General features: G+C 65.0%; 7 protein-coding genes. 1 reads left to right on the forward strand and 6 read right to left on the reverse strand.

Translation table 11 applies throughout. From position 1 onward, the window contains the following. Positions 1-1,439, reverse strand: a 1,439-nt coding sequence (locus K8I61_09425) for a tetratricopeptide repeat protein (protein MBZ0272247.1), incomplete at its 3' end; no start/stop codon positions are given. A 75-nt stretch (positions 1,440-1,514) separates the two neighbouring features. Beyond that, complete coding sequence (locus tag K8I61_09430; GenBank protein MBZ0272248.1) at positions 1,515-3,839, reverse strand: MMPL family transporter; 2,325 nt, start codon at positions 3,837-3,839, stop codon at positions 1,515-1,517. A gap of 59 nt (positions 3,840-3,898) precedes the next feature. Here K8I61_09430 and K8I61_09435 point away from each other — a divergent pair, with 59 nt between their 5' ends. Further along, positions 3,899-5,404, forward strand: a complete 1,506-nt coding sequence (locus K8I61_09435) for a DUF2079 domain-containing protein (GenBank protein ID MBZ0272249.1) — start codon at positions 3,899-3,901, stop codon at positions 5,402-5,404. Between the two features lie 412 nt (positions 5,405-5,816). Here K8I61_09435 and K8I61_09440 read toward each other — a convergent pair whose 3' ends face one another. The 4 genes from K8I61_09440 to K8I61_09455 all read right to left on the reverse strand — a co-directional run. Beyond that, a complete protein-coding gene (locus K8I61_09440; GenBank protein MBZ0272250.1) occupies positions 5,817-7,679 on the reverse strand; it encodes a sulfatase in 1,863 nt (620 codons plus the stop codon). Next, the gene (locus K8I61_09445; protein ID MBZ0272251.1) at positions 7,679-9,202 is read right to left on the reverse strand and encodes an Rne/Rng family ribonuclease; all 1,524 of its coding nucleotides are present in this window, start codon (positions 9,200-9,202) and stop codon (positions 7,679-7,681) included. The genes K8I61_09440 and K8I61_09445 overlap by 1 nt, the downstream gene beginning before the upstream one ends. 117 nt (positions 9,203-9,319) lie before the next feature. Then, positions 9,320-10,009 carry a hypothetical protein gene (locus K8I61_09450; protein MBZ0272252.1) on the reverse strand — a complete coding sequence of 230 codons (690 nt, stop codon included), beginning with the start codon at positions 10,007-10,009 and terminating at the stop codon, positions 9,320-9,322. Positions 10,010-10,073: 64 nt separating this feature from the next. Next, a partial coding sequence (locus K8I61_09455) for a TIGR03936 family radical SAM-associated protein (GenBank protein MBZ0272253.1) occupies positions 10,074-12,196 on the reverse strand: 2,123 nt, incomplete at its 5' end.

The raw sequence follows: 12,196 nt of genomic DNA on the forward strand, positions 1-12,196 counted from the left end.
GGCGATGCGGATGGCGCGGCGGCATCGGCGCCCTGAGGCGCGCGGTCGGCCGCGGTGCGTTTGATTTCTTCGATCGACTCCGCGGCCCAGGCCGATTGCACGGGGTCCGTCGAAAGTTCCACAACCTTCCGGAAGTGCTCCGTCGCCGCGTCGAAGTCGGCGGCGTTCATCGCCGCCTTGCCGTATTCGACGTGGATCGACGCCAGATGTTCGGGGCTGTCGGCGAACATTTTTTCCATCGTCGCGATCAGCTTTTTCGCGGGGGCTTCCTCGCCGTCGGCGAGATCCGCGGTGTAGATGCGAAACAGGGCGTTAAAGACCTGCCCCTTGTCGGCGCCCTCGCGCAAGGCGAGCTTGAGCGATTCGATCGCGCGATCCTCGCGGTCGGCCTCGATATCCAGAATGGCAAGCTGCACCTTGGCGTCGAGCACCGGCGCGAGGTCCTTGGGAAATTCGCGCACGACCTTGCGGAACTGCTGCTGGGCCACATCGAGCTTGCCCATGTCCTTGTAAACGAGGCCCTTGAGAAGATGCACGCCCGCCTGCTGTTCGCGTCCGCCGATTTTCAACAGGTGGTCAAGCTTCTCGTGCGCGCCGTCGAAGTCCCGCGTCTTCCAGCGCAGGTGCGCGTGGTTTAAGTGCAGTCCGTAAACCACGGTGCGCGTGTCCTTGTATTTCTCCAGGCTCGCGGCGTACACCGCGTCGGCCAGTTCCGGCTTTTTCATGCGCTGATAGCATTCGGCCAGGTCCTGCCGCGCGTCGATATCGATGTTTTGCGCCGCCTCCGACGCAATGATCTCCTCGAAATGCCGGCGCGCCTCGTCGTATTTGCCAAGCTCCATCAGCACCTGCGCCAGGGGCGCGCGCGACTCCAGATTGCCGGGAGCTTTTTCCCAGGCTTTCTCAAGCGGATCGAGAGCCTGGTCGAACTTCCCCGCCCTCGCGAGCGCGACGCCCTCGGCAAGAAGCGTCTCGCGATCCTTGGGCGCGGGCAGCGGTTCGGGCGTCGCGGCCGGCGCGCCGGGCGTCTCCGCGCGCGTCGCCAGCCGAACGACGAGAAATCCGAGCACGAACAGCGTCGCGACCACGAGCACGATGAGCGCGTACGAGAGCAGATTCGCGCGCCCGCGCACGAAATTCGCTCCGCGGGCCGCGAGATCCTCGCGCGTCACGACCTCGAAACCGCGGCAGCCCTCGAAGACGGTGTCGTTGAAGATCGCACGCTCCCACGTGGCGCGGTCGAGTTGGCAGTCCCGGAAACGCACTTCCGTCAGGTCGGCGCCGTTGAAACAGCAGTCGCGCATCGCGCAGCCGGCGAACGTCGTGCCGGTGCAATCCACATCTCGAAAATCCGCGTCGGAAAGGTTCAGCGCGCGGATCTCCCAACGCTTCAGCGACCGGGTGTTTTCGATTTCGTCAAGAACGGTGCGGCGGTTCAAGAACGGCTCCGGCGCGCTCGGCGGGCGAGTTTTCGGCTTGATCGGCGCGAAGTGTCGCCTCGCCCCCCGGAGGTGTCAAGAAGCGTTGGATGGCTCGGGTCCGCCGAACTCGGCTTCCTTCGGCGCCTTGGGATTTGGCTTGATGACGCGGATGAGCGCGGGCAGGAGGAAGAGGTCGGCCAGCAGCGCGATGCCGAGAAGGCACGCGGCGAGTTTGCCGAAGTCGCGATTGGCGCGGAATTCGGACGTGACGATGACGATGAAACCGAGCATCAGCACGAGAGTCGTGAAGACCATCGCCCGCCCCGTGCCGCGAAGCGCCCGGCGCAGCGCGGCATCGTGATCGCGATCCTTCGGCAGTTCGCGGCGGAAGCGCTCGATGAAATGAATCGTGTCGTCCACGGCGATGCCGAATCCGATCGCAAACGTGACCGAGCTTGTGGGATTGAGATGGAATCCGAAGATTCCCATGATCCCGGCGTTCGCCAGAAGCGGCGCGAAGTTCGGCAACATCGACAGCGCCGCGAGCTTGATCGAACGGAACTCGACGACGACAAGGAAAAATACGACCACGAACGCGAGGCCGAGATTGGTCACCATGTCGGCCACCAGGCGATCCACAAGGACGACGATCATCGGCCCCGCGCCGGTGATGCGAACGTCCAGGTCCTTGTCGATATCGCTTTCGACAAACGCTTCCGTGCGCGCGACGAGCCGCTGAAACGCCTGCTGCCCCATGTCCTTCGTGCGCGCCGACACGCGCGCGCGCGTGCCGTCGAACGTGACAAAACGCGAAAGCGGATCGGGATCGGCCATCGAGTAGATCAGGGCGTATTGCGCGGCGGCCTGTTGCGTTTCCGGCAGGCGCAGCGCGTCCGGACGCCCGTCGTTGACGAGGCGATTCATCTCCTTATGGAAATCCGCGGCGGACACGACCTTGCCGACGTTCTCCTCGCCCCGCAGGAAATCGGCGATGCGATCGACCTCGCCGAGCAACGCGGGGTCCGTCGCCGGGCGGCCCGAGCGGCTGCGCACCTCGACCTCCAGCGGCACCGCGCTTCCCAGGTGCGCGTCGGCGAAACGGTAGGCGATCTGGATTTCGGCCGTCTCGGGCAGGTCTTCCATGAAGTGATATTCGCGTTCGATGCGCGTCGATCCCCACGCGGCGACGCCAAGGATGACGATCCACGCGGCGATGACGCGCCCCGGCCGGCCGATGGCGATGTCGCCGACGCTGCGAAGGAGGGCGGCGAGGCGCCCGTCGTCCAGGCTCCGGATCTGCGCGGGCGGCGGCGTTTTCATCAGGATCAGCGCGGCGGGCAACAGCACGATCGTGACGATATAGGCGAGCATCACGCCGATCGCCGCGACGAGGCCGAACTGACGTACCATCATGTTGCTCGACGTAACGAGCGACGCGAAGCCCACGGCGGTCGTGATGCTGGTGTAAAAACACGCGCCGGCGATGTGACGCAGGGTGTTCGTGATCGCCTGCCGCTTGTCGGGCTCGGCGCGCAGCTCCTCGCGGTAGCGGATGAGCAGGTGGATCGCGTCGGAGATGCCCACGACAAGGATGACCGTCGGCAGCACGTTCGTCAGCAGGTTGATCGGCACGTCGAGAAGGCGCATGACGCCTAGCGTGCCGATCACCGCGGCGACGACGGTGGCAAGCGGCAGGATGACGCCCGCCGGCGTCCGGAAGACGATATAGAGCACGACGATCAACATCAGGATCGACAAAGGGACGAAGGCGATGAGATTCCGGATCGCGATGTCGATGTACGACGTGCGCAGTTGCGGCACGCCGGCGATGTGGAACGCGCGCCCGTCGCGGGCGTATTCGGCGAGTAACGCGACGAGCTTGGGGCCGAGGGCGACGCGATGCTCGTGGTGATTGAACTCGGGTTTCAGCTTCGCGAAAATCGCGGTCGCTTGCCGATCGCTCGCCAGGATATTGTCCGGCAGGATCGTGCTTCCCATCGCCTCGTTCCACAGGCTCTCGATCGCGGCGGGATCGTCGGGCACGGCCGCAATGAACGGGTCGATGCGGATCGCGTCGCCCGCCGCGCGCGCGAAGGGGACGTTCGTCACGCTCGTGACGGTCTCGAACTCCGCGAGCGCGTCGAGGCGTTCGGTCAGCGCGGCGACATCGCGCAGCGTGGACGGCCGGAAGACGTTATCCTCGCCGATCGCGATGATGTAGGTGGCGTCGTCCTCCTCGAAATTTTCGGTGAATTCGTCATAGACCGCCCGGGCGGGATGGCGGTCCGGGATCAGATTCTCCATATTGAAATCGAAGCTCACCCCGCCCGCGAGAATCGCCGCGCCGACGACAAACGCCACGCACGCGGCGACAATGCGGCGCGGGTGCGTGAGGATGAATTCGGCGAAGCGGTTCATGGAGGCGGCGTGCTCCGAAAAGATCGCGTCATCATCGGGAGGAAGGCCCGCGCGTCAAGATGAGCGGCGCGGGCGAACAAAACACCGCGCCGGCGCGCGAATCGGCCGTGCCGGAAACGGCCGACGGCCGCGCGGCGCATTTTCTCGCGCTGGCCGTCCTCGCGACGGCGTTTGTCCTTGCGGCGACGGCCCTTGGCTACCTTGCCGTCGCCCGTTACCGCGGACTCGAGACACTCTGGCCCAAGGATTTTGCGATCTACACGCAGGTCCTTCACAACGCGCGGGAGGGGCGGGGCTTCACGCACACGCTTATCAGCGAGGGCTCCATCTTCCGCTTTCGCTCGGTTTATATTCTTCATCTGCACCGCGCGTTGCTGGAGTTCGCCTCCGGTCCGCTGCCAGCGGCGATGGTGCGTCTTCAGGCGTTTCTCGTGCTCGCGGGCGTGTTCGCGTTCTATGCCCTGGCCGCGCGCGTCCTGCGCTCCGCGGTGATGGCGCTTCTTGTCGCGCTCGCGTTTCTGGCCGATCCGCTTTTGCACGCGATCGTGCTTTGCGATTTTCGCCTGCAGCCGCTTCTGATCGCGCTGCTGCCGATCCTGTTCCTGGCGCAGCACGCGCGCCGGCCCGTGCTGTTCGCGGTCGCCGCGTTTTTCACGCTTTCGGTCAAGGATCACGCGTTCGTTTACCTGCTCGTGCTCGCGCTGTACGAATTCGCGCACGAGCGCGACCGGCGATGGATCGCGGCGGATCTGGGCGCGGCGGCGCTTTACGGGCTGTGGCAAGCCCTTGTCGTGCCGGGATCGCTTGTTGCGAATATCGCGTACGGAAGCGGAACGGCGCCGCTTGCCGGCGCGATGGGGGCGGGCCTTTTACCGGCGCAGCTTTCGGCGATGGCGACGCAGCTCGGTTTGCCGTTCGTCGTCGCGCTATTCGCGCCGTTCGAGCTTCTGGGCGCGCTTCCGAGCATCGTCAAAAGCGTGCTGACCGTCTGGACCGGGCCAAACGACATGTACGTCTATTACTGGTCCGAGGCGCTCGCGTTCACCTTCATCGCACTGCCGTTTGCGTTGAAGCGTCTTGGCGACGCGGTCGCGGAGGCACGCGGCGCGCGCGATGCGCGCCTTCTCGTGTACGCCCTCCTGGGCGGGATGATCGCGGTGCAGGCCGCGATGATTCCGTCGAACCTTGCGCGATGGCGAGCCGAATTCGCACCGGACGCAGCGGACGAGGCGGCGTGGCGCCTTGCCGAGATCGTCCCGCGCGACGCGCCCGCCGCGGCGGACCGGCGAAATCTGATGGCGCTCGCCGAGCGCAAAACCTTGTACGAGCTCGACGATCCGGATCGCGGCCCGCTGTGGGACGAAGATGGGACCTATCTGCTGTTTCGCGAGGAGGCGGATGGGACGTCGCCCGTCGGCGCGTGGCGCGAGAATCCGGATTTCGTTCTTGTCTCCGAGGAAGCGATTGAGGGACTGGCTCCGGAAGCGTCGGAGGCCGCCAACGGCGAGCGGCCGGGCCCGCCGGCGCGACTTGTACTCGTCAAAAAAAAGGGCCGCCCCCAATGACGGGGAACGGCCGGTCGCGGAAATAGGTCGGTTGGACGGACAGGGTGCGGAGCCGTCCAGCCTCTTGCCGCCGGGGCGCGGAGGGACGCGCCCGGCGGAATCAGTGCCAGAGTTTGCGGATCCAGATGAGCGAGATCAGAAGGATCGATGCGAGCGAGAAGTTGACGATCACTTCCGAGATGACGGCTTCAAATCCCATTTGTGGCCCCCTTGTGTGCGCCTCTCTCCCTGGCGCGCCGTTTCTTGAGGGGGTAGATGAGCAACACCCATGCCAAACGCATAACACGTTGAAATTGCAGGAAAAAATGCGTTTCGCCGACATTTTCTGCGGCGCAACCGGATTTCGGATTTACGCGTTTTTCACAAAATGTAATGTCGGCGGGATCGTTTTGAAAAAATGAAGGGGCGCGGATTAGTGGAGGTAGCCGAGCGAACGCAGCGCCTCGGCCTGACGCGGATCGAGCGGCTTGCCCGCGTCGCGGGCGCGTCGATAACGCGCGTCGAAATCGTTGAACAATCGTTCAAATTCCGCCAGCCGATCCGGATTGGCCATCATCCAATTTTTGCGTTCGCCGGGATCGTTCGCAAGATCGAAGAGGCCGGCGATCGTCCCGCCGCCGATCTCCTTCCGATCGCCAAGATCGCGGATCGCCTTCCAATCGCCCATGCGCGCGGCGGAAAGATGCACCTCGATGTCGTGCAACACGGCATCGACCTCGGAATAGACCGGATCGTCCGGCGTCATAAGCGCGGCGGGATCGCGATCCGCGTTTTCAATCCCCGCTAGCGCCAACAGTAACTTCGCAAGGCCGATATTCGAGCGCGGCGCGTCAACAACAGCCGGTTCGATCCCGGGACCGGCGACGATGAGCGGCACGCGCACCTCTTCCTGGTACAGCGAATAGCCGTGCAGCAAGCCGTCATGCTCCAGGAATTGCTCGCCGTGGTCGGACGTGAAAACGACGACGGTGTTCGATAAGTCGTGGCGCGCCTTAAGCTCGGCGAAAAGCCGCCCGATCGCGCGGTCGGTATAGGCGACCTCGCCGTCGTACAGCGAGCGGTAAAGCGCCTTGGCAAGCGGCACCTTGCGAAGCAGATCGCGGTCGCGATCGTCGTACTGATAGAAAAAACGCAACATCGGCGCGTTTTTCGGAAGGACGGTCAGGTCCTCGTGCAGCTCGTAGGGCGCGTGCGGGTCCATGAGATGCAGCCACGCGAAATACGGCGCGTCGCCGCGCGCATCGACGGCGCGAAGCAAGCGATTCACCGCGCGCTCGGCGTCGTTGATCTTGCGCGTCGTCTTGCCGCGCGGTGCAAGCCCCATCGCGCGCGCGACCGGATAGCCCGACATGAACCACGCGGCGTCGGTCGCCTGCGTCGTGTCGTCAAAAACCGCGAAGCCGTGCCCGAAGCCGAAGTGGCTTTTGAGGATCGGGTTTGTCACCACGCCGATGGTCGCGAATCCCGCGTTGCGCGCGCGCTCGGCGATCGTCCAGTGCGCGGCGTCCATCGTGCCGGTGAGCGCATTGACCTTGTGTTCGCGCGGGCGAAGGCCGGTGAGGATGCTCGCCATGACCGGGCGCGTCCACGAGCTGACGGACGTCACGTCGCGAAACAACACGCCCCGGGCCGCGAGAGCGTCGATGTTGGGCGTGCGCGCCTTGTTATTGCCGTAGGCACCGATCGCGTCCACGCGCAGCGTATCGACGACGACGAGCAGCACGTTCGGCGCGCCCGCGGGCGGCTTCGCCGCCGGTGCGGCGGATTCGCTGCTTTCCGCGCGCGCCAGCCGATCGAAGACGGCATCGTCGGTGAACGAGCGCGGCAACACGGCGGCCAGGGCGGCCGCGAGGACAAACGGCGCCGCGAAAACGATCGGCGCGTGTGCGCGATCGGCGACGCGGCGAACAAGGAAAAACCCGCCGATTCCGAGCGCGCCCGCGAAGGCCGCCACGGCGATCGAGACCGGGTTGGCGTGCGTTTCGTATCCGTTTTCAAGGGCAAGGCGCGCGCCAAAGATCGCAAACTGCGCGGCAAACAGCGTCATCGCGGCCATCGCCGCGCGCGCGGCGACGGATGGCAACGGCACGAATAGCGCGACGAGCGCGGCAATATCAGCCGCGAATAGCGCGGCGTATCCCGCGTGTTTGCGGACGATGAAAAACGATCCGGGCTCGGCGGCGAGATACGCGCCGGCCAGCTCGATCGCCCAGACGGCCAGGCCCGCGGCGAAGCCCGCGCCGAACGCGCGGGCGGGGGATAGGCGGCGCGCCATCAGCCCGTGTGGATTTCGTATTGCTCGATGTGGAACGACGCGTTCTCGCGGATGACGATCTGCCGCGCGATCATCGACTCGATCTCGCCGATCGTATGTTGCTCGCTCTCGAGCAGCATGCTCGCGATCGTCGGATGAACGTCCACCGTTATGGACGCCGAGGGCGCCGTGCGCGCCTCGCGCCGGATGGCGCGGAAGATCTCCGAGCCGATCGTCGAGCGGTTCTTCACGAAGCCGCGCCCCTCGCAGTAAGGGCACGGCTCCGAGAGCAGGCGCACGAGATTTTCGCGCGTGCGTTTGCGGGTCATCTCCACGAGGCCGAGTTCGGAGAACTGCAGCACGTTCGTGCGCGCCTTGTCGTTGCGCAGCTCCTCGATCAGCGCGCCGCGCACCTTCTCGCGGTTCGGCTCCTTTTCCATGTCGATGAAATCGATGACGATGATGCCGCCGATATTGCGCAGGCGAAGCTGATAGCCGATCTCCTTCACCGCCTCGAGGTTCGTCTTCAGGATCGTTTCCTCGAAGTTGCGTTTGCCGACAAACCGGCCGGTGTTGACGTCGATCGACGTGAGCGCCTCGGTCTGCTCAATGACGATGTAGCCGCCGCTTTTAAGCCACACTTTGCGCTGCAAGGCGCGGCTGATTTCCATCTCCAGGTTGTAGCGGTCGAAGATCGGCTCCTCGCCCTGATACAGCTCGATCTTCGCCTCCAGGCCCGGGAGCGTTTCGCCGAAGCGCCCGATGATCTGCTCGTGCTCCTCGGCGTTGTCGATGACGACGCGCTCGACGTCCGCGGTCATCAGATCGCGGATGGCCCGAAGCGTGATCGAGAGGTCGGTATGCACGAGCGACGGCGCGCGGCAGGCGCGGTACTTGTCCTGGACCTGCTCCCACAGACGCACAAGAAAATCGTAGTCCGCCTTCAGCGTGCGGTCGTCGGCGCCCTCGGCGACGGTGCGCACGATGAATCCGTAGTCCTTGTCCGAACGGAATCCCTCGATCATGTCTTTCAGGCGGCGCCGTTCGTCCTCGTCCTCGATGCGGCGCGACACGCCGACGTGCCGCATGGTCGGCATCAGGACGAGAAAGCGGCCGGGCAGGCTGATGTGGCTCGAAAGCCGCGCGCCCTTGGTGCCGAGGGGCTCTTTCATCACCTGCACCATCAGGTCCTGCCCCTCGCGAAGCAGCTCCTCGATCGGCAGGCCGCCGGCGTCTTCCGATTCGAGTTCGTCCTCGATCGTTTCCTCGGTGTCGTCCACGTCGCCGGTTTCGTCGAGCGCGGCGGACTCCTCGCGATGGCCGCGAACGTCCGCGACGTACAGGAACGCCGCGCGCTCAAGGCCGATCTCCACGAACGCGGCCTGCATGCCGGGCAGAACGCGGATCACCTTGCCCTTGTAGACGTTGCCGACCACGCCGAGCTTGCGCGCGTATTCGACGTGGAATTCCGCAAGGGCGCCGCTTTCCAGAAGCGCGATGCGCGTTTCGGAGTCGGTGACATTGATGACGAGTTCACGCGCCATGGCGCAAATCCTCGTTCGCGCGGGCGCGGGCGTCAAGGAACGGGTGTCCGTCTTCGCAACGCGCGCCGCTATTATTTTCATTTCGCGCCACAACCCCGCCTTGCCGCCGCGGACGGGCTACTTCACGTCGAACTCGCCCTCGACGCGTTCGCTTTCGGCGCCGCAGGCATCGACGACGCGCAACATAAACGAGTAATGCCCTGCCGTGACGGGCCCAAATGCGAAACCAAAGAAGTCGTCCGAAACCCACGACGAACACGGAATATTGCTGAAAAGCGACCCCGCGCTGTTCGAATCCGACGAAGGCGTAACCCGCGACTGATAATATGAGCCGCACGACATCAAGCATTCCGCATCCACGTACGGAATGTAGATCACCACGATATCGCCGGGCGAAACCACGTCGAGTTTGTTCACGAGTTGGCCGTTTTGAGTCAGGAAGGGCTTGTAAACGACCGGCGCCGTGTTTCCCACGCATTGGTCGAGATCTTTTAACGGGCAATTTTCCTCGACGAATTCCCAACCTCCGCCCGGGGCTCCGATCAGATTGAAGGAGTCGAAATCATTCGGGTCGGCCTCCGGTAAATTCACCTCGTCGCCCAAGTCGTCGTCGGCGCCGCCGTTCCCTTCGTCTTCCGTATCGTCGTCGGTATCGTCGTGCGTATCGTCGTCGGTATCGTCATCATCGTCGTCGTTATCGTCGTCGTTATTGACCGCGTCGTCATCGTCGTCGTCGTCGCCCGCGCAAGCAAACCCAAAGGACGCTATCGCAAAAACGCTCGCCAGAATCAAAAGTACCTTTGTCATCGTGATCTCCCGCATGATGCGTGAAGCATTCTACAATGTTTCGCCGCCTGCGGAAAAATGAATTTCATCCGGACGGGGCGTTTTCCATGGCCATCAGCGTGCGCTCCTTGACGACACGCAGGTTGCGCGCGGCAGTCTCGTCAATGCCGAGCATCGCGGAAAGCGCGAGCCACGGCGAAAGGCTCCCCTTCGAATCGAAACGCAGGCGAAAACGCACGCCGGTCGCGGTGCGTTCGATGTCCGAGACAAACGCGCGCGCGTCGATCGATTTCGCCTTTCGCTTTCGACGCACCTCGATCGGCCACGTCTCGGCGTCGGCAAACGCCCGGATCGCCCTGTCCGTTTTCTCATCCGCGTCCGGAAGCTGGGCGTGAAGAATCGAAGCGACGGTCGTGTCGAACAGCGACGGCTCGCGCGCGGCGCGCGATTCGACGTCATGGACCGCAAGCCGCTCGGGCATCTCGCTCGCGAGGCGCGCGCCCAGGTCGTTCGTGTCGAGCGGCTCGGTCAAAAGCAGATCGAAAGGCTCGTCGCGGCTTTCAATGCCGGCCGACAGCGGCGGGCCGAACGCGACGCGCGGCTGCTTGTGGAAGCCCTGCGTGTAGGCGATGGGCAGCCGCGCGCGGTGGACGGCGCGGTGCACGATGGGCGCAAGTTCCAGGTGCCCCAGGTGACGCATCTCGCCCGACTTCTCGAAACGCACGCGGTAACGAAACAGGTCGGCGGGCGGCAACGTCGCAGGAGCGGGTCCGCCGTTGACGCTCGTTTTCGGCTCGACGGGTTTTGGCGCGAATCCGAGAAACGCGACGGGCGAGACCTCCGCGGCCAGGCGATTTTGCACCTCCGTGTGATCGCACGATCCGCACTCGGTGCACGCGCCGACGCGGCAATCGTCGGTGAACGCTTCTTTCATGGCCTCGGCGCGCTCGTGTAAAAGAAATTCCTTTTCGATGAGCGCGTCCACGCCGTCCCACGGCAGCGCCTCGTCCTCGCCGAGCTCGCGAGAGAACAGGCGCCAATCCAGGCCGCACGCATCGAACGCGCGCATCCATCGGTCAAACGAAAATCCTTCCGTCCAGCCGTCGAAACCGCCGCCGTCATCGACGACGCGCTCGATCACATCGGCCACGCGGCGATCGCCCCGGCACAGCAGGCCCTCGACGAGCGAAATCTCCGGATCGTGCGGCTTCAGCCTGATGCGCCGGCTTTCGAGGCTGTCGCGCACCACGGCGGCGCGGCGGCGCGCCTCCGCGGGTTCGATCTGCGCCTCCCAGGCGAACGGCGTGAACGGTTTGGGCACGAACACGCCGAGGTTGACGTTCACCTGCGCGCGTTTGCCGCCCTCGTCCATGACGGCGAGCACGTCGCGGCACAGCCGTCCGATCGCGCGCAGGTCGTCGTCGGTTTCGGTCGGAAGGCCGACCATGAAATAGAGCTTCACGAGGGTCCAGCCGTTGGCGACCGCGGTGCGGCAGGCGCGGAAGATCTGCTCGTCGCGGATCGGTTTGTTCAGCACGCGGCGCAGGCGCTCGCTGCCGGCCTCCGGCGCGATCGTGAACCCCGCGCGGCGCACCTTGGCGATCTGCGTCATCATGTCGTCGGTGATGGACTCCGCGCGCAGCGACGGCAGCGATACGGAAAGCGGCCGGCCGCCGTCGTCACGCTCCTCGATTCGCGAAAGCAGGGACGGCAGGCCGCTGTAGTCGCCGCTTGAGAGCGACAGCAGCGTCAGCTCGTCGTAGCCCGTCGTTGCGAGGCCCTCCTCGATGATCCCCATGAGGTTGTCGACGCTGCGTTCGCGCAGTGGCCGCGTGAGAAAGCCCGGCTGGCAGAAGCGGCAGCCGCGCGTGCAGCCTCGCATGACCTCGACGGCCAGGCGGTCATGCACCGCGCGCGCGTTCGGCACGACGGGGCAGGTCGGATGCGGCACGCGGTCGATATCCGGTACGATGCGGCGCTCGGCCCGTCGCGCGCCGGGGCGAATGTCGAACCCGGCAAATCGGCCGGACTCGTAGCGCGGCGCGAAATCGCCCGGAACGTACACGCCGGTCACGCGCGCCAGCGCGGCCAGGCGCTCGGCGCGCGGGCGGCCTCGAACGGCGGCGAGCGCGACGATGATCTCGACGATCACCTCCTCGCCGTCGCCGACGATGAGCGCGTCGAAAAACGGCGCCCACGGCTCGGGCG

Source organism: bacterium, from assembly GCA_019912885.1.
Classification (GTDB): domain Bacteria; phylum Lernaellota; class Lernaellaia; order JACKCT01; family JACKCT01; genus JAIOHV01.